Annotated in this window: 25 protein-coding genes, 2 tRNA genes and 1 pseudogene; 13 read left to right on the forward strand and 15 right to left on the reverse strand. The window is 61.4% G+C overall.

Going from position 1 to position 20,383, the window contains the following annotated elements; translation table 11 throughout:
• Positions 1-319: 319 nt before the first annotated feature.
• The 3 genes from J4G38_RS20700 to J4G38_RS20710 all read right to left on the reverse strand — a co-directional run bounded on the left by J4G38_RS20700 (position 320) and on the right by J4G38_RS20710 (position 3,464).
• Positions 320-1,516, reverse strand: a complete 1,197-nt coding sequence (locus J4G38_RS20700) for an amine oxidase (RefSeq protein WP_210514010.1) — start codon at positions 1,514-1,516, stop codon at positions 320-322.
• Positions 1,517-1,687: 171 nt separating this feature from the next.
• Positions 1,688-2,617 (reverse strand): cation diffusion facilitator family transporter, encoded by a 930-nt coding sequence (locus tag J4G38_RS20705; RefSeq protein WP_210514012.1) that lies wholly within the window; start codon positions 2,615-2,617, stop codon positions 1,688-1,690.
• Between the two features lie 127 nt (positions 2,618-2,744).
• On the reverse strand, positions 2,745-3,464 hold the full coding sequence (locus tag J4G38_RS20710; RefSeq protein ID WP_210514014.1) for a hypothetical protein: 720 nt from the start codon (positions 3,462-3,464) through the stop codon (positions 2,745-2,747).
• A gap of 209 nt (positions 3,465-3,673) precedes the next feature.
• Here J4G38_RS20710 and J4G38_RS20715 point away from each other — a divergent pair, with 209 nt between their 5' ends.
• A complete protein-coding gene (locus tag J4G38_RS20715; RefSeq protein WP_210514016.1) occupies positions 3,674-5,074 on the forward strand; it encodes an APC family permease in 1,401 nt (466 codons plus the stop codon).
• Positions 5,075-5,092: 18 nt separating this feature from the next.
• Here J4G38_RS20715 and J4G38_RS20720 read toward each other — a convergent pair whose 3' ends face one another.
• On the reverse strand, positions 5,093-5,299 hold the full coding sequence (locus J4G38_RS20720; RefSeq protein WP_210514018.1) for a hypothetical protein: 207 nt from the start codon (positions 5,297-5,299) through the stop codon (positions 5,093-5,095).
• Between the two features lie 11 nt (positions 5,300-5,310).
• A complete protein-coding gene (locus J4G38_RS20725) occupies positions 5,311-5,814 on the reverse strand; it encodes a GNAT family N-acetyltransferase (RefSeq protein ID WP_210514020.1) in 504 nt (167 codons plus the stop codon).
• Between the two features lie 40 nt (positions 5,815-5,854).
• On the opposite strand from J4G38_RS20725, the gene J4G38_RS20730 reads away from it, so the two are divergent.
• Positions 5,855-5,926: transfer RNA gene (locus J4G38_RS20730), tRNA-Arg, on the forward strand.
• An 8-nt stretch (positions 5,927-5,934) separates the two neighbouring features.
• Here J4G38_RS20730 and hemB read toward each other — a convergent pair.
• From hemB to rocD, 4 genes are all read right to left on the reverse strand, one after another.
• Positions 5,935-6,921 (reverse strand): porphobilinogen synthase, encoded by a 987-nt coding sequence (hemB, locus tag J4G38_RS20735; RefSeq protein ID WP_210514023.1) that lies wholly within the window; start codon positions 6,919-6,921, stop codon positions 5,935-5,937.
• 96 nt (positions 6,922-7,017) lie between these two features.
• The gene (locus J4G38_RS20740; RefSeq protein ID WP_210514025.1) at positions 7,018-7,560 is read right to left on the reverse strand and encodes a hypothetical protein; all 543 of its coding nucleotides are present in this window, start codon (positions 7,558-7,560) and stop codon (positions 7,018-7,020) included.
• Positions 7,561-7,616: 56 nt separating this feature from the next.
• Positions 7,617-8,756 (reverse strand): NAD(P)/FAD-dependent oxidoreductase, encoded by a 1,140-nt coding sequence (locus tag J4G38_RS20745; protein WP_210514027.1) that lies wholly within the window; start codon positions 8,754-8,756, stop codon positions 7,617-7,619.
• A gap of 93 nt (positions 8,757-8,849) precedes the next feature.
• Complete coding sequence (rocD, locus tag J4G38_RS20750) at positions 8,850-10,097, reverse strand: ornithine--oxo-acid transaminase (RefSeq protein WP_210514028.1); 1,248 nt, start codon at positions 10,095-10,097, stop codon at positions 8,850-8,852.
• 98 nt (positions 10,098-10,195) lie between these two features.
• Between rocD and J4G38_RS20755 the strand changes: the two genes are divergently transcribed.
• Entirely contained in the window at positions 10,196-10,579 is a 384-nt protein-coding gene (locus tag J4G38_RS20755; protein ID WP_210514030.1) for a RidA family protein, read from the forward strand.
• Here the strand turns inward: J4G38_RS20755 and J4G38_RS20760 are convergent.
• Positions 10,576-11,076 (reverse strand): hypothetical protein, encoded by a 501-nt coding sequence (locus J4G38_RS20760; protein WP_210514032.1) that lies wholly within the window; start codon positions 11,074-11,076, stop codon positions 10,576-10,578. The two genes, J4G38_RS20755 and J4G38_RS20760, sit on opposite strands and share 4 nt — an antisense overlap.
• Before the next feature lie 84 nt (positions 11,077-11,160).
• On the opposite strand from J4G38_RS20760, the gene J4G38_RS20765 reads away from it, so the two are divergent.
• From J4G38_RS20765 to J4G38_RS20810, 10 genes and pseudogenes are all read left to right on the forward strand, one after another.
• Positions 11,161-11,343, forward strand: a complete 183-nt coding sequence (locus J4G38_RS20765; protein ID WP_210514034.1) for a DUF5522 domain-containing protein — start codon at positions 11,161-11,163, stop codon at positions 11,341-11,343.
• Between the two features lie 86 nt (positions 11,344-11,429).
• Positions 11,430-11,669: a 50S ribosomal protein L28 gene (gene rpmB / locus J4G38_RS20770; RefSeq protein WP_044003635.1), complete on the forward strand. Its 240-nt coding sequence runs from the start codon at positions 11,430-11,432 to the stop codon at positions 11,667-11,669.
• A 229-nt stretch (positions 11,670-11,898) separates the two neighbouring features.
• A complete protein-coding gene (locus tag J4G38_RS20775) occupies positions 11,899-13,557 on the forward strand; it encodes an aminopeptidase P N-terminal domain-containing protein (protein ID WP_226163617.1) in 1,659 nt (552 codons plus the stop codon).
• A gap of 108 nt (positions 13,558-13,665) precedes the next feature.
• On the forward strand, positions 13,666-13,848 hold the full coding sequence (gene rpmG, locus J4G38_RS20780) for a 50S ribosomal protein L33 (RefSeq protein WP_068227398.1): 183 nt from the start codon (positions 13,666-13,668) through the stop codon (positions 13,846-13,848).
• Positions 13,849-13,856: 8 nt separating this feature from the next.
• A complete protein-coding gene (locus J4G38_RS20785) occupies positions 13,857-14,021 on the forward strand; it encodes a DUF4295 domain-containing protein (RefSeq protein WP_210514038.1) in 165 nt (54 codons plus the stop codon).
• 102 nt (positions 14,022-14,123) lie between these two features.
• Positions 14,124-15,095: a signal recognition particle-docking protein FtsY gene (gene ftsY, locus J4G38_RS20790; RefSeq protein ID WP_210514040.1), complete on the forward strand. Its 972-nt coding sequence runs from the start codon at positions 14,124-14,126 to the stop codon at positions 15,093-15,095.
• Positions 15,055-15,696, forward strand: a complete 642-nt coding sequence (locus tag J4G38_RS20795; RefSeq protein WP_210514042.1) for a Rieske (2Fe-2S) protein — start codon at positions 15,055-15,057, stop codon at positions 15,694-15,696. The genes ftsY and J4G38_RS20795 overlap by 41 nt, the downstream gene beginning before the upstream one ends.
• A gap of 110 nt (positions 15,697-15,806) precedes the next feature.
• A tRNA-Asn gene (locus tag J4G38_RS20800) sits at positions 15,807-15,880 on the forward strand.
• A 163-nt stretch (positions 15,881-16,043) separates the two neighbouring features.
• A pseudogene (locus tag J4G38_RS29235) lies at positions 16,044-16,130 on the forward strand (hypothetical protein); the annotation flags it as partial.
• Between the two features lie 16 nt (positions 16,131-16,146).
• Positions 16,147-16,956 (forward strand): IS5 family transposase, encoded by an 810-nt coding sequence (locus J4G38_RS20810; RefSeq protein WP_210514044.1) that lies wholly within the window; start codon positions 16,147-16,149, stop codon positions 16,954-16,956.
• 286 nt (positions 16,957-17,242) lie between these two features.
• On the opposite strand, the gene J4G38_RS20815 is transcribed toward J4G38_RS20810, so the two are convergent.
• Genes J4G38_RS20815 through J4G38_RS20835 form a run of 5 tightly spaced genes read right to left on the reverse strand, consistent with a single transcriptional unit; the run spans position 17,243 to position 20,208 of the window.
• On the reverse strand, positions 17,243-18,091 hold the full coding sequence (locus tag J4G38_RS20815; protein WP_210514046.1) for an IS3 family transposase: 849 nt from the start codon (positions 18,089-18,091) through the stop codon (positions 17,243-17,245).
• On the reverse strand, positions 18,082-18,372 hold the full coding sequence (locus J4G38_RS20820) for a transposase (RefSeq protein ID WP_210514048.1): 291 nt from the start codon (positions 18,370-18,372) through the stop codon (positions 18,082-18,084). The genes J4G38_RS20815 and J4G38_RS20820 overlap by 10 nt, the downstream gene beginning before the upstream one ends.
• 12 nt (positions 18,373-18,384) lie before the next feature.
• Positions 18,385-19,002, reverse strand: coding sequence for a PIN domain-containing protein (locus J4G38_RS20825; RefSeq protein ID WP_394371069.1), 618 nt, complete (start codon positions 19,000-19,002; stop codon positions 18,385-18,387).
• Positions 19,003-19,021: 19 nt separating this feature from the next.
• Complete coding sequence (locus J4G38_RS20830) at positions 19,022-19,924, reverse strand: IS3 family transposase (RefSeq protein WP_210514052.1); 903 nt, start codon at positions 19,922-19,924, stop codon at positions 19,022-19,024.
• Positions 19,921-20,208 carry a transposase gene (locus J4G38_RS20835; RefSeq protein ID WP_210514054.1) on the reverse strand — a complete coding sequence of 96 codons (288 nt, stop codon included), beginning with the start codon at positions 20,206-20,208 and terminating at the stop codon, positions 19,921-19,923. The genes J4G38_RS20830 and J4G38_RS20835 overlap by 4 nt, the downstream gene beginning before the upstream one ends.
• Between the last annotated feature and the right edge of the window lie 175 nt (positions 20,209-20,383).

Raw genomic sequence — 20,383 nt, forward strand, 5'->3', positions numbered from 1 at the left:
GAGCGCGATGGAACCAAGGGGCGAAGACAGGTAAGCCGTGGCAGTCACAGGCCAAAAGTACGGGCATAACGGCTGTCGGCCGGGCGTAGCAAACCCACGTTTTGGATTGGTCTATTAGCCGCAAAGCGGCGATACGTTGGTAGTAAAACCCGGTATGCGTTGGATGAGAGCCACAAAGCGGCGGCACTTTCGCTGAGAAAAGTGCCACCGCTTTGTGGCTCTGGAGCTATTTCCCTCCAATGAACTACCAATGTGTCGCCGCTTTGCGGCTGAAAATGCTGCTCCGCAACTCGGGTTTGCGAAAGTTCGCGCTACGGTGCTAAAGCACCAAAGCCTTTCGGGGCCGGCGATTGGGCACGGCCCCGGCTACCAGCGCCTGCGCTGCGCGCAGGGCTTCGGCGCTGGGCTGGTGCAGCACGCGGGCGGGGCCGGGCCGGCCAAGGTCGGCATCCCAGAGGCCGGACTGGTGCCACTGGTCGAGGTGGTCCCAGTCCGGCCGGTCGATGATGGGGTAGATGCAGACGCCTTGCAGCGGCAGGCCCTCGCGGAGCACGGCTGCGCATTCTTCGGCAATCATGCGCAGCCAAAGGGGCCGGTCAATGCCGGGGTGGCTGGTTTCGGTGACGGCGAAGGGGCGGCGGTAGCGCTTGTAGGCGGCCCGCAGCAGGTTGCGCAGCGACGTCCAGCGCGGGTCGGGCATGGTGTCATTCCAGCCCAGCTTGAAGTGCGGGTGCAGCTGCCACTGGTTGTCGTAGTAATAGTTGAAACCCACGATGTCGAGCAAGTCGGGGTGGCCGCCCAGCTCGGGGCACAGGCGGCCGCTGAGGATGTCGGTGGCCTGGAACTGGTTGCGGTGGGCCTCCGCGGCCTCGCGGCGCTCGCGGGAGGTAGCCCGCAGCGGGGGCACGATGCTGACGAGGGGCTCGGTGGTGAGCATGCGGATGCTGGGGTCGGCTTCGCGCAGGGCATGGGCGCCTTCGATGTAGGCGCGCATCAGGCCGTATTTCACTTCCCAGCCCTGGTGGTTGCAGTAGGGCGCGGTGCCCCGGGCATCGCCGCCGAGCCAGGAAATGAAGCTGACTTCGTTGATGGGCGTGACGATGAGCACGTCGTCGGGCCGCTGGCTGCGGTAGAAATCGACGAAGGCGCGGCAGAGCGCGGCAAAGCGCCGGGCAAACATGGGGTGCAGCGGCGTGAGGTCGTCGGGGAAGCCGAAATGGCACAGGTCCCAGACCTGCTGGATGCCGTGGCGCTGGCCAGCGGCCAGCATGGTTTGCACGGTGCTGAAATCGTAGTGGTAGGGCGTTTTCTCAATCTGGGCCCAGCGAATGCCCTCGCGCACGGTGCGCACCTGGAACGGGTCGAGGGCGGCGTAATCTTCGTCAATCAGCTGCAAATGGCCGGTGAGGGGCAGGAAATCGACCCGGTTGCCGAAGGCGTTGAGCTGGTCGGTGCACTCGTAGCCGCCCCACCAAAAGGAGCGGAATGGGCTGGTTTCAGAAGTAAGAATTGCCATGAGAAGGAAGCTGCGTGGAACATGCGGCTGCCCGCGTCAGCCCGGTAGCTGTGGCGGGCGCATGCTTCCTTTACCTGAAAAATTGCCTTTTGGTTAAGGTGGCGCTTACTGTAGCGCGGACTTTGCAGTCCGCGAGTCCAACGGTTCCACTCGCGGACCACAAAGTCCGCGCTACTCCCCGGCGGCTTTCGCCAGGTTCTTGGCCTCAATAAAAATGCGCTTTACCTCGGGGTGCTCCACCCGGATGGCGTCCTGCAAATGCTCGACGGCGGCGGCCACTTCGCCCGAGGTGAGGTCGTCGGCAAAGTCCACGTCGAGGGCCAGCATCACGTCGTTCGGGCCGAGGTACATGGTGAGGGGCGAGCGGATGTCGCGCACCCGCGGCTCGGCGCGGGCAATGCGCTCCAGGTTGGCCAGCGTGGCGGCATCGACGCCGGTGCCCACCAGCAGGCCCTTGGTGCGGTTCACCAGGAACACGGCCACCAGCATCAGCAGCAGGCCAATGGCGATGGAAGCGGCCCCGTCGTAATACGGATTGTTGAGCAAGTGCCCGAAAAACACGCCGGCCATGGCCAGCAGCAAGCCGATGAGGGCCGCCAGGTTTTCCATGACGGAGGCAAACACCGCCGGGTCCTTGCTCGTGCGCAGCATCTTCACGAAGCCGACATCGGCGCTCGACTGCGCCAGCAGGGCCTTAATGGAGAGGTAAAAGGCAAGGCCTTCGAAGAGGAGGGAAATGCCCAGCACCACGTAGTTCCAGCCCGCCGATTCGAGCGGCTCGGGGTGCTGAATGTGCTTGATGCCCTCATAAAACGACATGCCGCCGCCGATGGCGAAGATGAGCACGGCCACAATCAGGCCCCAGAAATACAGCTCCTTGCTGTGGCCGAAGGGGTGCTCGGCGTCGGGCGGGCGCTGGCTCTGGTGGGTGCCGTAGAGCAGCAGGCCGCTGTTGCTGGTGTCGACGAGGGAGTGAATGGCCTCGGAAAGCATGGCCGACGAGCCGGTGAAATACGCCGCCACGAACTTGCTGACGGCAATGGCGATGTTGGCGGCAATGCCGCCGTAAAGGGAAAGCTTGGATGCGTTGGAATCGGCCATAGGCTCGCAAGTACGGAGGAAAACGGCCCGGCGTTGGCGCGGGGGCTGGCAAGCATGCCGGAAGCAAGCAATCAAAAAACAAAATGAATGCTTCCGGTTAGTCAGCTTCAGGCCGGAGACAATCGTATTATTTTTTGGCAAATCCCGCGTCGTTGAGCGCGAGGGCGGCCATATCCAGGCCATATTGGTTTTTGAGCAGCGCTGCAATCCCCTGCCGGTAGGCCGGCAGGGCGTTTTCCTTGATAGCGGACCGCCAGCCGCCTTGTACCACCACGAATTGCAGCTTCATCTCTTCGCCTAATTGCGCCGCCGCGCCGGGAGTTGTCAGCTGCGGGCTCTGGCTCAGGCGCGGGGCCAGCTGGGCGCGCACGCCCTGCACCATGGCGGCGGTCACGGCCTGGTCGTTCTGCACGTTGTTCACTATCATCCAGCCCAGCACCATATAGGCCGTCATGGCGTCCACGGCGTCGTTGTCGCGCAGGTTGTAGCCCTTTATCAGGCCCTGGTAAATGGTGCCGTAGTCGTATTTGCCCGGCCCGAAGTTGGTGGCCACAGCCTGCGAGGCGGCGGGGTTTTTGGTTTTGAGCCGGTCCACGTAGCCCTGCACGGTTTTTTGTTTCAGGTCCGGGGTCGGCGTGTAGGATAAGCTGGTTCTACCTGCTGTTTTAGACGATTTGGTGCTCGCGGCATCATTGCCGATGCCAGCCGTCACGGCCGAAAAGCTCAGTTGGGTGCTAAACATCGTGGGCGCCATCGACATGTAGCCCTGGGCCTGAACGGCGGGCGGGGCCAGCAACAGGGCCAGTAGCAGCTTCTGGTGCCAAACGGAGAGGGAGGGGATTTTCATCACGCGAAAAGGAAAGGTCGAGGCGGGTGGGCGCTGGCGTGGCCATCGGGTGCCTCTGTGCACATATGTTTTCGTCGGGCTGGCTGCCGTGGCGGCCAGCATCGGCAGCACGGAACTGCCTGTCTGGCTTTACGGTGCGGCTTCCGTGCTGGTTATGTCCGGCCGGGTCTGCTGGGGCACACTGCCGCGTGTGGGCTACTTTCGCCCTCATGTCCGCACCCACTTTGCAGCGCCGCCTCGGCCTGGTTCAAGCTACTGCTTTAAATATGATTGACATGGTGGGCATCGGCCCCTTTGTCACCCTGCCGCTTGTGATGGGCTTCATGGGGCCGAATTTCCTGCTGGCCTGGCTGGTGGGCGCGGCCCTGGCGGCGGTCGATGGCCTGATTTGGAGCGAGCTGGGCGCGGCCTACCCCGAAGCCGGCGGCAGCTACCGCTTCCTCAAACTGGCGTATGGCGAGCAGAAATGGGGCCGGTTCATGTCGTTTCTCTACGTCTGGCAGACGCTCATTCAGTCGCCGCTGGTGCTGGCGTCGGGGGCCATCGGTTTCGCCCAATACTTCGGCTACCTCGTGCCGATGACCGAGTGGTGGCAGCCCAAGGCCGTGGCCGGCACCGTGGTTTTGTTGCTGATTGTGCTGCTCTACCGCCGCATCGAGGACATTGGCAAGCTGGGCGTGGCCCTGTGGGTGGGCGTGCTGAGTTTGATGGCCTGGCTGATTTTCGGCGGCCTCACGCACCCCAACCACCACGTCGATATTTTGCCGGCAGGCGGCTTCACGGCGCTGCCGGGGCTGCTGCTGTCGGCCGCCATGGGCCAGTCGGCGGTCAAAACCATCTATTCCTACCTCGGCTACTACAACGTGTGCCACCTGGGGGCCGAAATCAAGGAGCCGCAGCGCGTGATTCCGCGCAGCATTTTCCTGAGCATTCTGGGCATCGCGGCGCTTTATCTATTGCTGAACTGGAGCGTGGGCACCGTCATCCCGTGGCAGGAAGTGCAGAGCTGGCAGGCCGGCGCGGGCGATAAGTCGCAGTTCATTATCAGCGTATTTATGGAGCGGCTGTATGGGCCAGCCGCCGCCACGGTAGCCACGGGCATGGTGCTGCTGGTGGCGTTTGCGTCGCTATTCGCGGTGCTGTTGGGCTACTCGCGCATCCCCTACGCGGCGGCGGCCGATGGCGAGTTTCTGCCCGTGTTTGGCAAGCTGCATCCCACCAAGCACTTCCCCTACGTGTCGCTGCTGCTGCTGGGCGGCGTGGGCTTCGTGTTCAGCCTGCTGTTCCGGCTGGGCGAAGTGATTTCGGCCATCCTGGCCATGCGCATTCTGGTGCAGTTTGTGGGCCAGGCCGTAGGGCTGATGCTGCTTCGGAAGCGGCGCGGCACGGCGACCCTGCCGTTCAAAATGCCGTTGTATCCGTTGCCCGTCATCGTGGCCATCGTCGTGTGGCTGTTCGTGTTCTGGAGCATTGCGCCGGCCGAAGTGACGTGGGGCGGGCTGCATTTTAAACTCTATTTCCAGGTAGCCGCGCTGGGCATGATGGCGCTGGGCACGGGCGCGTTCCTGCTCTGGAGCCGGCGGCTGGGGCGGTGGCCGTTTGGGCAGTAATCGGGCTCGAAGCCGTAATCAGGGGGCTGAGCGGCTGCGCAATCCCAAGCAAATAATTACGGTGAAAAAGGCTAGAACCAGACCAATAAGGAAGAATTGTTCCCCGTTGAGATTTTTCTGATTGGGATGCACCATTTTCTCATAAAGCTGCCCCAAAAAGACAAGCCACAGCAACGCGCCAGCCGTGAGAAACATCGCTGTCATCACCTTCAGTAAACAGCCCATAGCAGATGGGATTAACCGAGCCGCTTCTCGTAGCAGAAGAACCGCAGCCCCGGCCGGAACCCGAGCGTGATTTCGCCTGCAAAGCGGTAGCCCAGCTTCGGGAAAAGCCGCTGGGTGGCGGCGTTTTCGGAGTTGGTATCGACCCGCAAAAAGCGTAGGCCCTGCGCTACGGCCTGTTTTTCGGCTTGCTCCATCAGGGCCAGGGCCACCCCTTTTCCCTGCGTGGCCGGGTCTACGGCCAGGCGGTGCGTGACGAGCGCGGGCTCGGTTACGTCCCAATCGGCCTGGGCGTATTCTTCGTCCTGGTCGGTGGTGAGGGCCGCCACGCCGGCCACACCGGCATCGAGCTCGGCCACCCAAAGGTGGTTGCGTTCGATATCAGACGTGAAAACAGCTTCGTTCGGGTAGTCCCCGGTCCATTGAAAGTTGCCGCTGGCGTTCATCAGGGGCACCACGCGCCGCACCAGAGCGAGGATGGCGGGCAGGTCGGCAGCAGTGGCGGGGCGAATAATCATGGGGGAAGCGGCAGCCGCCAATACATTTGTCTGAATTACTGGTTTTGTCGTTCAATGGATAGGACAGCTGGCTTCGAACCAGCCAATGCGGGTTCGAGCCCTGCCGGAACCACTTTTGGCTTAGCCGCGGCGCAACACGGCGGCCGCTTCCTTGGCGAAATAGGTCAGGATGGCATCGGCCCCGGCCCGCTTGATGCTGGTCAACACTTCCATCATGGTGCGCTCGCCGTCGAGCCAGCCGTTTTGGGCGGCGGCTTTCACCATGGCGTACTCGCCGCTCACGTTGTAGGCCGTCACGGGCAGGTGGGTGTGCTCTTTCACCGAATGAATGATGTCGAGGTAGCTCAGGGCGGGCTTTATCATCACCATATCAGCGCCTTCTGCCTCGTCGAGGGCCAGCTCGCGCAGGGCTTCGCGCTTGTTGGCGGGGTTCATCTGGTAGCTCTTTTTGTCGCCGCGCTTGGGGGCCGAAGCCAGTGCGTCGCGGAAGGGGCCGTAAAAGGCCGAGGCGTACTTGGCCGTGTAGCTCATGATGCTGACGTGGCTGAACGCATTCTCGTCGAGCACCCGCCGAATCCAGGCCACGCGGCCGTCCATCATGTCGCTCGGCCCGATGATGTCGGCGCCGGCGCGGGCCTGGGCCAGGGCCATCTGGCCGAGGATTTCCAGGCTGGCGTCGTTGAGGATTTCGCCCGAGTCGGGGTCCACCACGCCGTCGTGGCCGTCGGAGCTATAGGGGTCCATCGCCACATCGGTCATGATGACGACCTCCGGAAACTGCCGCTTGATGTCGGCCACCGCTTTCAGGTAGAGGCCTTCCAGGTTGGTGCTCTCGCGGGCCAGCCGGTCCTTCAGCACCTCGCTGATGTTGGGGAATGGTGCGAAGGCGTTGATGCCCAGCTCCACACAAGCGCCCACTTCGTCAATAACCCGGTCGGCCGTGAAGCGGAAAATGCCCGGCATCGAGCTGATGGGCGTCTGCTGGTTCTGGCCTTCGGTGATGAAAAGCGGGTAGATAAAATCGTGGGTGGTGAGGCGGGTTTCCTGCACCATATCGCGGATTACTTCGGACTTGCGGTTGCGGCGGGGGCGGTGAGTAGGGAGCATATAAGGGTAACGTCAGGCGGGCGCCCGGGGCGTGAGGAATAGAAAACAAACGTTCTGTACAAAGCAAAACGCCGCCGCAAAGTTCGGCCGAAAACCCTACCGCCGCCCAAACGGGTCGAGGTATGCCACCAGCACGGCCAGCGCCGCCGCCCCCGCCACAATGGCCCACACCAGCCCACCGCCGCTAATGGCCAGCCCAATCAGGGCAATGGGCAGCGCCACCAGACCCAATATCCCCAAAACGGTGGTACCCAGCCCGGCCTCGGCCGTGGCGCGCGGCCGCCCCAGCAGCGCCCGCCGATGCGCTGCAGCCGGAATACGCGCCACAACGGTGCTGGCCGCGGGCGCGCCAACGGCCTGTTTCGACGGCTGCCGCAGCACCAACCGCCGCCTGACCACCGGCTGCACAGCCATGGGCCGGGGCGAAGAAACGGCCGGCGCTGCTTCCTGGGCTACAATCGGTGCGTCCGGCTCCAAAGCTGCTGCCCCAGTGGTTTCCACCACCCGCGCCCGGCCCGGTGCGGGCTGAAACGAAAAGCCGGCCCGGCTACTTTGGCAGCCACTAGCCAGACCGGCGCAAACCACCAGCAAGGCCAATAAATGAGAATTAAACAAACGAAGGCGCGTAGCAAAAGGCATAGAAAAAGCCGGAAGAGAAATGGTTGCTGAACTGTACGAATATTAACCGGTTTCCGCTACCCGGCGACCAGTTTTTGCGCGGCCTGCCAGCCGGTGCCGGCGCCCAGGGCCACGCCCATGCCGTTGCAGCGCACGGCGGCCAGCACCCCCGGCCGCACCCAGTCGATGATGGGCGCCAGGGCCGGCCCGAAGCCCATTACCCCGCTCCAGCGGTAGTCGATGCGAGGCCGCTGGCCGGGCAGGATGACGTCGTGCAGCAGGTTTTCCAGGTATTGCTGCACGGGCTGCGTGATGCCGGGCGCGGTGGTAGCTTCAACGGCAAAATCGAGGTTGCGGCCCCCGCCGAGCAGGATGCGGTGGTCGGGCAATTGGCGGAAGTAGGCGTAGCCGTGGTCGTAGTGAAAAGTGCCGGGCAAGGCCACGTCGGGCAGCGGCTCGGTCACGAGCACCTGGCCCCGGCCGGGCGTCACGGCCAGGCTGGGGGCCAGTTCGGTGGCGAAGGCATTGGTGGCCAGCAGCACCTGACCGGCCGCCACGGCGGCGCCGTTGGCCAGCTTCACCAGCTGGCCGTCTGCCGAGGTTTCCACGGCCTCCACCGCGCAATTGGTGAGCACGGGCACATCGGCGGCCCAGGTGCGGGCCAGCAGGGCGCGCATCATGCGGCCGGCGTCGAGGCTGCCTTCGCACTCGTTCTTCAGCAGCGTGCCCACGCCCCGGAGGCCGAAGCGGCCGGCCTCGTCGCTCGCGTCGCGGAAGGTGCGGGCCTGGCCCACCACCGGGGCCAGCAGGGCGTTGAAATAGTCGATTTTATCGCGGCATTCGGTCGCCAGCGCGCCTTCTTCGTGCCGGAACAGCTCGTAGCCGCCCACCGGCTGGTAGCCCAGCGCGGCATCGCTCAGCAGCTCGCGCAGCCGGGCCAGGCCGGTGTAGCGCGCCGCCACCACGGCCTGCAGGTCGCCGCGCTTTTCCTGCTCAATCAATTCCGAAATCGACCCAAAACAGGCAAAGCCCGCATTTTTGGTGGATGCGCCGCTGGGCAGCGGGCCGCGTTCCAGCACCACCACGCGCCAGGCGGGCCGGCGCTGCTTCAGGTACAGCGCCGCCGTGAGCCCCACCAGCCCCGCGCCGATGATGGCCACATCGGCCGGACCGAAAAAGGACTGGTGCTCCCAGTACGATAACGCAAGGTTTCGCAAGGTTAAAGGAGGTTTCGCAAGGTAAGTGGGCGATTCGAATCAACAAAAAGGCAAACTTCGCGAAACCTCTTTTGACCTCGCGAAACCTTGCGCTTAGAAGGCCAGAATAACCTCTTCAATCACGTCGCAGGCCGCGTGCAGCTGCTCTTCGGTAATCACCAGCGGCGGGGCGAAGCGGATGATGTCGCCGTGCGTGGGCTTGGCCAGCACGCCGCGCTCCATCAGGGTCACGCACACGTCCCAGGCGGTGCGGCCGTCCTCAGCGGGCACGATGACCACCGCGTTCAGCAGGCCTTTGCCGCGCACCAGGTCCACCACTTCGGGGCGCTTGGCCTGGACTTGGCGCATCCGCTCACGGAAGATTTCGCCCAGCGCAAAAGCGTTTTCAACCAGCTTTTCTTCCTGCAATACGTCCAGCGCGGCCCGCATCACGGCGCAGGCCAGCGGGTTGCCGCCGAAAGTGGAGCCGTGCTGCCCGGGCTGAATCGTGAGCATGATAATGTCATTGGCCAGCACCGCCGACACTGGCAGTACGCCGCCGCTCAGGGCCTTGCCCAGCACCAGAATATCGGGGTCCACGCCCTCGTAGTCGCAGGCCAGCATCCGGCCCGTGCGGCCCAGCCCGGTCTGGATTTCATCGGCAATAAACAGCACGTTGTGCGCCTGGCAAATGGCGGCTGCCTTCTTCAGATACCCCTCCGAGGGCACCATTACGCCTGCTTCGCCCTGGATGGGCTCCACCAGAAACGCGCAGACGTGCGGCTCCTTCACGGCCTCTTCCAGCGCCTCCAAATCATCATACGGCACCACCTGGTAGCCCGGCATGTAGGGCCCGAAGCCGCCCGTGCTGTCGCCGTCGGTGCTGAAGGAAATGATGCCCGTGGTGCGCCCGTGGAAGTTGTGCTCGGCCACAATGATGCGGGCCATGTTCGGGGCAATGCCTTTTTCCTGGTAGCCCCACTTGCGGGCCAGCTTCAGCGCCGTTTCCACGGCCTCGGCCCCGGAGTTCATCAGCAAGGCCTTATCGTAGCCAAACAGCTCGCACAGCTGCTTTTCGGCCGCGCCCAGCTGGTCGTTGAAAAAAGCCCGCGACGTGAGCGTGAGCTGCTGCGCCTGCTTGGTGAGCGCTCCGATAATACGCGGGTGACAGTGCCCCTGGTTCACGGCCGAGTAAGCCGAGAGAAAATCGTAATAATGCTTGCCGTCCACGTCCCAGAGGTGCACGCCTTCGCCCTTGGTCAGCACCACGGGCAAGGGGTGGTAGTTGTGGGCGCCGTACTGGTCTTCGAGCTGCATGAGCTGCTCGGCGCGGCTGGAAGTGGCGGTGGGGGAGGCGGACATAAGCAGGGTGGGAGTGGTGAGAACGATGAACCGTTCAAAATTACAAACAAAGCAGCCGCGCTCCCGATTGCCATCATATCACCTCAGCACCTCAGCACATGGAAACCCTGCACCACCCCGATGCCCCCCAGGCCGTGGGGCCCTACGCCCAGGCCATTGTGGCGGGCGGCCTCGTCTTCTGCTCGGGCCAGACGCCGCTGGTGCCCGCCAGCATGCGCATCGAGGCCGACAACATCGAAGACCAAACCCGCCAGGCCCTGGCCAACCTGAATACCGTGTTATCCAGCCGCGGCCTGAGCTTGGCCAACGTGGTGAAAACAATCGTTTTCCTGAAGAATTTCGCCGATTTCAGTCGCATGAATGCCGTGTACGCAGCCATATTTGGCGAGCACCGGCCGGCCCGCACCACTGTCGAAGTTTCGCGGCTGCCACTCGATGCGCTGGTCGAAATTGAATGCGTGGCCGAGCTGCCCGCCGTTTAGCGCAGGCGCAGGCCTTCCATTTGGCGGGCCGTGTCGGTGTAGCGGCCCACGTAGTTGCCTTCTTCGCGGCCGCTGGCGCGCAGCAGCAGCCAGTCCACCACGGCGGTTTCGGGGAAGCTCACGGGCGTGGGCTCGGTGGGCGCGGCCGAGTCGGCGGCGCCGGGCAGCAGCAGGGCCTGCACCGTGGTGCCGTGCCAGCCCAGCACCCGCGCCGAAACCTGCCGGAAGCTGGTGTCGGTGGCAATTACCCGCACGGAAAGCAGGAACTGGTCGCCGTTGGGCAGGCCGGCCAGAAACTTCTTCTTGGCCTGGGGCAGCGTCCGCAATGCCTCTCGCACCGGGTCGGCCAAGGCCGTTTCTTCGCGGGCCAGGGCCGGGCGCACCCCCGCCGGGGCCGTGGCCGCCGTTAATACAACGGGAGCCTGGGCCGCCGCAAAGTGGGGCTGCCCCAGCATTCCGCCAACCAGCAGCAGCGCAACCGAAAAAGGTGCTTTCATAGGATAAAAGGCTTTGGGATAATAACAACAAGTTATCACCCGAATGTGCTCCAACGCCGCTGGCCGTAACTTTGATTCCGCAATATGTCCACGCCCGTTCCCCAGCCGCTCCAGCCCGGCGATTTTTACTACACGCCCGAGGGCTACCTCGTCTTCACCGAGCAGTACCACCGCCGCCGGGGCAGCTGCTGCCAGAGCGGCTGCCGCCATTGCCCCTGGAATTTTCGGGCCAAACCAGGCGTTCAGGGCGCTTCTGACCAGAAATAAGGGTGGTGTGTTTGGTGAATGCCAGACTTTTGCCGATATTTGCGGCCCGTTTCCCTGCTTTAGTAATTTCTTAATCCTCCGATATCATGGCCCGTGTTTGTGATTTGACCGGCAAGCGTACCCGCGTTGGTAACAACGTTTCGCACGCTAACAACAAGACCAAGCGCAAGTTCTATCCGAACCTGCAGAAAAAGCGCTTCTACATCCCCGAGCAAGACGCCTGGGTGACCCTGAAAGTAGCTACCTCCACCATCCGCACCATCAACAAGAACGGCATCATGTCGGTCCTGAAGAAGGCCAAGGAGCAGGGCTTCATCGTTTACTAGATTCCGGTATTGAGTAGAAAGTATTGAGTAATTAGCAGAACCAGCCTAATTACTCGATACCTGATACTATTTACTCGAAAAGCCAGCGCCGATATGTTTGCCTCTCAGGCAACTGTATCGGCGCTGGCTTTGTCTGTTGGCGGCTACCTTGCACCATTGCTTGATTTACCCTTAACGCCTGACGCTGATGCGGTCCCGGTTTCTTTCCTTTCTACAGTCGCCACGCCCGTTGCGGCAAACTGCGCAAGTACTCATTGGTGGTGGGTTGGTGCTGGCCGGTTTCACGGCTGCCGCCCAAACCCCCGCTTCCATCCCCGAGCCGATAACAGAAGCCCCGGTGCCTGCCCGCCCAACGGATTTCCTGACGCCCGCCTTCCACAAGCAGCGCCGCGAGCTGCTACGGGCGCAGCTGCCGCCGCACGGCGTGGCCGTAGTATTTGCCGCGCCCGTACGCAACCGGGCCAACGACGTGGACTACGTCTACCACCAGAACCCCGATTTTCACTACCTTACCGGCTACGAGGAGCCCGATGCCGTGCTGCTCCTGTTCAAGGAGCCGCGCACCGTGGGCGGGCAGGCCGGCGTAACCGAAGCGCTGTTCACCCAGCCGCGCAACCCCGCCCGTGAGCAGTGGACCGGCCGCCGCCTCGGCGCTGGTGGGGCCAAGTTCCAGCTGGCCCTGCAATTTGCCGCCGATAATAAAGATTTTGCCGACGCCGGCATCAAGTGGGCCGATTTCGAGCATGTCCTCGTCACTGACCTGCCGGCCGACACCCGCGACGACTTCGCCAACTCCGCCGACCTCCACAACCTGATAGCCACCTTCCGTCAGCAGGCCGGCGTGCCCGCCGACTACAACCCCGCCGTCGCCGCTTTTAACAATATTATCCGCCGCAATGGCATTCGCAATGCCAAGCGTGTGACGGACTACCTCACCGGCCAGGTGAAAGAAAACCCAGCCCTGGGCACTGCTCCGCTAATAAAAGCCTATCTGGCCGCTACCAGCGATGCCGCCCGCCGGGCCGCCATCGACGCGCACCCACCCGGCCGCTTCGACGACAGCACGCTGGGCGAAAAGCTCGACGAGCTGCGGGCCATCAAAACCCCCGAGGAACTGGCCCTGCTGCGCCGTGCCGTCCGCATCAGCGCCATGGGCCAGCGCGAGGTGATGAAGCTGCTGCGCCCCGAAATGGGCGAAATGGAAGTGCAGGGCCTGCACGAATACGTGTACCGTCGCTACGGGGCCGAGTTCCAGGGCTACCCCAGCATCGTGGGCGGCGGGGCCAATGCCTGCATCCTGCACTACGAAACCGATGACCGCCTGCGCCTCGATAACGATATGGTGCTCATGGATTGCGGCGCCGAGTACCACGGCTACTCCGCCGACGTCACGCGCACGGTGCCGCCGTCGGGCACGTTCAGTCCGGCCCAGCGCCAGATTTACGAACTGGTGCTGGCTGCCCAGGAAGCCGGATTTGCTGCCTGCCGCCCCGGCGCTGAGTTCAACGCGCCCAACAAAGCCACGCAGGACGTGGTAGCCGCCGGCCTCATCAAGCTCGGCATCATCAAGAAGAAGGACGAGCTGCGCAAGTACTACCCGCACGGCGCCAGCCATTACCTCGGCCTCGACGTGCACGACCGGGGCAGCTACGGCCCGCTGATGGCCGGCAACGTCATCACCGTCGAGCCCGGCATCTACATCCCCGCCGGCTCGCCCTGCGACCCCAAGTGGTGGAACATCGGCGTCCGCATCGAGGACGATGCGCTAATTACCGCCACCGGCTACGAAAATCTCTCCGCCGAAGCCCCCCGCACCGTGGCCGACATCGAAAAACTCATGGCCGAGCCCAGTGCCCTGGAAGGGTTTAAGCTGCCGGATTTGAAGTAGCCGAACAAAGTAGCACAAGCTAAAGCTACTGCTACTAGGGACTTTGCAGTTCGAAAAAATCCCCGTACCTTTGCAGTCCTAAATTTAAAAACACACACCCCCGTCGAGATGGCCAAGAAAGGAAACCGGGTGCAGGTTATCATGGAGTGCACCGAGCATAAGAACTCGGGCCTGCCGGGCACCTCGCGCTACATCACCACCAAGAACCGCAAGAATACCCCTGAGCGCATTGAGTTGAAGAAATTCAACCCGATTATGCGGAAAATGACTGTTCACAAGGAAATTAAATAACCTGAACAATGGCTAAGAAAGTAGTAGCAACGCTGAAAACCGTTGAGAACGCCAAGAACTGGGCAAAAGTGATTCGTGCCGTTAAATCGGAGAAAACCGGGGCTTACACCTTCCGCGAGGAAATGGTGCTCCTCGACAAAGTGCAGGAGTATCTGGCCACCGGCAACAAATAAGTTGTCTGCCGGCTACGGCTTCGTAAAAGTTTAAAAAGTCCCACCTTCGTGGGACTTTTTGCGTGTAGGGGTATCACCCCGCCCCAATATCTTCCCTTCTTTATGGGCCTCTTCGATTTTTTTAAAAAGGACAAGGAAACTCCCGCCCAGCAAGCCTCGCTTGACGCGGGCCTGGAAAAGACCAAAACCAATTTCTTTGAGCAGCTGAGCAAGGCCGTGGTGGGCAAAAGCACCGTGGACGAAGCTGTGCTTGACGACCTGGAAGGCCTGCTGGTGCACGCCGACGTGGGCATCGAAACCACGGTAAAGGTCATCGACCGCATTGAGGCCCGCGTGGCCCGCGACAAGTACGTGAGCACCGGCGAGCTGGACCGCATCCTGCGCGAGGAAATCGTGGCCCTGCTGGAGGATAATAAGTCCGGCTCCACGGCCGTACTGGACCAGGCCGGCAACTCGGGCCAGCCCTATGTGATAATGGTGGTGGGCGTGAACGGCGTGGGCAAAACCACAACCATTGGCAAGCTGGCCCACCGCTTCCACTCGGCTGGCAAGAAGGTAGTGCTGGGCGCCGCCGATACCTTCCGGGCGGCGGCGGTCGACCAGCTCATCATCTGGGGCCAGCGGGTGGGCGTGCCCGTGGTCAGCCACGGCATGAACACCGACCCCGCTTCAGTGGCCTACGACGCCGTGCAAAAAGGCGTGGAAATGGGCGCCGATGTGGTCATCATCGACACCGCCGGCCGCCTGCACAACAAGGTAAACCTGATGAACGAGCTCAGCAAAATCAAGCGCGTGATGCAGAAGGTGATTCCCGATGCCCCGCACGAAGTGCTGCTGGTATTGGACGGCAGCACCGGTCAGAATGCCTTCCTGCAAGCCAAGGAATTCACCAAGGCCACTGAAGTCACGGCCCTGGCCATCACCAAGCTGGATGGCACGGCCCGTGGCGGCGTGGTTATTGGCATCTCGGACCAGTTCAGCATTCCGGTGCGCTACATTGGCGTGGGGGAGAAGATGACCGATTTGCAGTTGTTTGACCGACACACATTCGTCAATTCACTATTCAAAAAATAGGGAAAGTAACGGTTTAGGGCAAGAATACTGGCAAATCATCGTTATCCTCGCAAACTGGTTTAGCCTAAAGGGAGTAGTGAATTTTGGCGGTGGCTGGTTAGTTCTTTCTGATTATCAAGACATGCTGGATATGAATAAATTTTCCCAAGTCATTCTGTGGCCGTTATCGCGTTTGGCAACGGGGTGTGTTTTGCTCGTTGCCGCCGCCTGTGGAGCGAAAAACGATGACCAACCCCTTATACCGTACGCGCCGGTCAATCTTAGCCTCAATCTGACCAATCAGGAATACGTCAACCTGCGTTTCGATAATGGCGCTGTATCCTTGCCTGTGCAAGGGCCCGCCGGCACGGCAGGGGTGAAGGGCGTGATTGTGGTTCGGCAGAGCCAGGGCGTGTACTTGGCCTTCGAGCGCAACTGTCCTTATCAGCCCTACAATGCCTGCGCGCTGGTAAGCCTGGACCGGTCGCGGCTGTTTATGCGCGATACTTGCTGCAACTCGCAGTTTGATTTGCGGGGCCAAATCACGGGAGGGCCAACTCCTCGGCCACTCAAGCAGTACAGTGTCAGCACACAAGGCAATCTGCTCAACATCACGAACTGAGCCACTAAACAACTTTTTAGAAAAAAAAGCGATTTCGGCTTGTGCCTTTTTCGAGAAGGTCGTAAGTTTGCAGTCCGAAACAACAACAACCGGGTTTCGGGCAAGCAATTGCTTCCTTAGCTCAGCCGGTTAGAGCATCTGACTGTTAATCAGAGGGTCCCTGGTTCGAGCCCAGGAGGGAGCGCTAAAAGGCCCCTTACGCTAGCGTAAGGGGCCTTTTTTAATTATTGCCCCCGGTTTAGCCCCCGGTTGATGTTGTGATTGTTTTGAAATGCCTTGACGACTGCGCTCGCGTCAACATCAACGAAACCCATCAACTTCGCTACTGGACCTAGAAATTCAACTGCGCCGTCGAGCAGCTTCGCGCCGCCGTCGCCAGAGTAGGCGTCATGGCCAATGCCGTGGAGCGGGAGCTAGAGCCTGTTATGCACTGATGCGTAAATTAGAGGTATGCTACCTGCCCGCAGTTACCCGAGCGATGTTACCGATGACGAATGGTCATTTGTTGCCTCCTATTTAGCCTTATTGCGCGAAGACGCCCCGCAACGGCGGCACCCGTTGCGGGCCTTGTTCAATGCCTTGCGGTACCTGGGCCACACGGGCTGCCAGTGGCGCTATCTGCCCCACGACTTGCCGCCCTGGCAAGCGGTATACCAGCAGTGGACGCGCTGGCGGGATGCGCGTGTATTTGAATCCATCGTGCACGATTTGAACGTGCTACAACGCCTGCTACTCGACCGGGCCGCTACGCCAACCGCGATTGTGCTCGACGGGCGCACGCTGCAAAGCACGCTGCAAAGCACGCCCGAGAGCGGTCACCGGGCCGGCTATGACGGGGCCAAGCGGCGCAAGGGGAGCAAAGCCCACATCGCCGTCGACACGCTGGGCCAGCTGCTAAGCGTCGTCATCACGTCGGCCAACGAGCAGGAGCGCGAGCAGGTGGGCGAACTCTGCGAACGGGTGCAAGAAATCACAGGCCAGACCGTGCAGGTGGGCTTTGTCGACCACGGCTATACCGGGGAGGACCCGCAATACGCGGCGGCCGTGCACGAGATTGACTTGCAGGTCGTCAGGAAGCCGGAAGGCCAGACCGGCTTTGTGCTGCTGCCCCGGCGCTGGGTGGTGGAACGCAGCTTTGCCTGGCTGAGCCGCTTTCGGCGTTTGGCCCGCGACTACGAACGCCTCAGCAGTACCTTACAACAACTCCATTTTGTCGTCTTCGCCTGCATCATGCTGGCCCGAAACGCCAACAGTACATAACAGGCTCTAGGCAACGCCGTACGGTAGGCTCAGCTTCCTGATTTATCAAAAGAGCCCCGTACACTCACGTGTCGGGGCTCTTTTGCATTCTTCAAATGCACCATTTCGGTACCGAACACTTTATTGATTAGGTATCAAGAAAGTCCCACTCTTCACCCATTACCCACCTGACTGCGGAAAGCTTACCGTTTAACATGCCCCATTCAAAATCAGTGTAAGGCCCGAGATTGGCTTGTACTACTCCCCAAAAACTGGACAGTTTAGCGGGGGTTGTTAAGTAATATGGTTATGCTTGAATGAATGAAGGTTGGGCGAAGACCTGAGCAGGCGTTTGGCCTGCGAGGCTTTGGTGGGGCCGGCGGTGATTGTCGTAGGCAAAGTACGCTTGTAATTGGCGATGCAGGTGGTGGCCGTCGTCGGCGGGGTTGAGGTAGAGGTGCTCCCACTTGACCGTGCGCCAGAGGCGTTCGATGAAGGCGTTGTCGGTGGCGCGGCCCCGTCCATCACGGCTGATGCGGCAGCCGGCGGCCAACAGGGCTTGTTCGTAAGCCAAGCTGGTGAACTGACTGCCCTGGTCGGAATTGAAGATGCGCGGGGCCGGGGCCGCATGTAAGGCATTGGCCAGGGCTTGCAGGCAAAAGCCCACATCGAGCGAGTTAGAGAGTTGCCAACTCAGCACGTCGCGCGAATGCCAGTCGAGCACGGCGGCCAGGTAGAGGAAGCCCTTGGCCATGGGCACGTAGGTAATATCGGTGCTCCATACCTCGTTCGGGGCGGTAGCTGGGCGGTCCCGCAGCAGGTAGGGATAGGGCGTGATTCCCTGCCCGGGCACCGATAGGCGTGGTTTGGGGTAAACCGGCTCGTGGCCCATCAGGCGCACGAGCCGGCGTACGCGCTTTTCGTTGACGGCGTGGCCGGCCAGGCGCAGGTGGTCGCGTAGGCCGAGCACGCCCTTGAAATTGTGCTGCGTAAACTCCTCGTCCAGCAGGCGCATCAGCTCCAGATTATAGGCGCTTTCCCCGCAGGGCTGGTAGTAGAAACTGCTGCGTGCCAGGCCCAGGGCCTGGCAACGGGCCTGCACCGAGCTGGCCGGGTCGGCGTGGGCCGCCAGGGTGCGTTGCTGGGCTACCGACATGGCCCCAGCGTTTTTTTTAGCAGGGCGTTTTCCACTTGTAGCCGGCCAATGGCCGCGTACAGGGGCTCCACGTCGGCCACCACTGCACCGGCAGCAGGCGTTTCGGCGAAGACCTGCGCGGCCTGCTCGCGCAACTGCAGCTTCCAGCGCGTGATTTGCGTGGTCGACAACTGGTAATGGGCGGCCAACTCGGCCAGCGGCTGGCGCTCGGTGAGCGCGGCCAGCGCCACCTCGGCTTTGAACTCGGCCGTGTAGCGACGGCGGGTGCGTTTTGGACTCATAATCGGGCTAAGCTAGCCCGCTTTAACTGGCCAACTTTTGGGGAGTACTACAGCTTTACCGTATTGCTGCTCCTTCTTCTCGGCGGCAGCTCGGCCTACTTCTACGTGTTGCTCTGTCACTCCATCAATGCCTCGCTTGGCTTTGTAAACGGAATTCTGGTGCCTGTTATACCAGACTTTATCAAAGAACTCCTGTTCCGCTTCGCTGATTTCTGTGAAGCTCCTAGGCACTTCCTCCCAATCTTGCTCCGCTTCAATGTCATTCATCAGTTCAGGTATGAAGTGACGCAACGCTTCTACTAAGTTGATGAAGTAAGTAGAGTCAGCCGGTGAAAAATAGCTTGCAAAATCAGGGTGTGGGTTTTTGTGATTAGTATCTCCAAAATCTGATTTATTGTGAGTTACGAAAGCAAATTGGTCATCCTCTGATTTATCGCCGTTTGTGCAATTGGCGTAAGTCTCCATTATCACGGCATCAGCCATATTGTTTTTATTCTTTGCCGTATCGCTGCTTTTATTGATATGGAAGGGGGCTTTTTTGTCAATAGCCCTCTGAGCGGCCTTTACCAGTACATCGTTGGAGGTAGGGATTGCCACCGCTCCTTTAATGATTCTCTCAATTCTTGAGATGTTAAATGAGGTGGTCTAGTTAAGCAGGAGAGAATTGGGTGATGTTGTTAAGTTGTTGTTGATGAAATTGATACGGTTTTAAATAGCCGATGCTGGAGTGGCGACGTTCGTGATTGTAATAGTCAAAATAGTCGGCCACGCTGGCCTGGGCATCGGCCAGGTCGGTAAAAACAGGCCAGTCGCGGGCTTCGAGTTCCTCGGTTTTGAGGCGCGCCCACAAGCTCTCGGCCTGGGCGTTGTCGTAGCACTCGCCGCGCCGGCTGTGGGAGAGCCGGGCACCGGCCTCGCGCAGCAGGGCCTTGTAGGCGTTGCCCACGTATTGCCCGCCCCGGTCGGAATGAACGATGAGGCCTGGGGCGGGCCGTTGGGCCAATAGCGCCCGCTGCAAGGCACTGGTGACCAATGCTTCGGACATGTCGGCCCGCACCTGCCAGCCAACCACGTGCTTGGTGCACAGATCCTGAAACGCGCACAGATAGGCCCAGTCGCCGTTTGCCAAGGGCAGGTACGTGATGTCGCTGACCCAGAGCCAGTTGGATTGGGTGTGCTTGGGCCGGTCCAGCAGCAAGTTGGGCGCGCAGCGCTGCCCGTGGGTCGAATCGGTGGTGCGCGGCACGAACGACTTGGGCTGCAACGCCTGGCGTTCGTGCCGGCGTAAAGCCGTGCGCAGCGCTTGGCGGCCCACCCGGTGGCCGGTTTCCCGCAATTCGACCCGCAGCCGGCGCGTCCCGTACCGGCGTTTGTGGAAGTCAAACACGGCGAGCATTTCCGTTTCCCAGGCCGGCACGGCCTTCCCCGCTGCGGCCGCCGCTTGCGCCGCCCGCCACGCATAGTAGTGGCTGGGCACCACGTCCAACGCGCGGCAGAGCTGGTGAATGGGGTAGCAAGTGCGCTGCTGGTTAATGAATTGCAGTGTGCTCACAGGGCCGGGGGATGCGAGAAGATGGCGATGGCTTTTTTTAACATCTCCAGCTCCTGCGCCAAGCGTTTGTTGGCCGCCCGCAACGCCCGCACTTCGGCGGCCTCGCCTGGGTCGGCCGGCAAAGGCGGCTGGGCCGCTTTCTGCCAGGCATAAATGCGCTTGGCGTCGATGTTTAGCGCACGGGCGGCGGCCAGCGTGGAACGGCTTTCGCTGGCCAGCCGTAGGGCTTCGGCGCGGAAGGCCGCATCATAGCGCGGCCGTTTTGTCGGAGGAGCTTTTTCCATCAGATTGGGAAGTTACCACCCAATTCTCTTGTATGATTGCCCTGCCTTTCAAGTAGAGAGGTAGCCAGAAAAGGAAACGAGGACACTATTATTCTCTAACGGCGGCTCTTTGGTGTCGACCGTGTACAGGAGAACCTGTGCCTCGTTTCTCGTTTTTGCCTGAAGACTGCACAGT

This window comes from Hymenobacter terricola, from assembly GCF_017921975.2.
GTDB lineage: Bacteria > Bacteroidota > Bacteroidia > Cytophagales > Hymenobacteraceae > Hymenobacter > Hymenobacter terricola.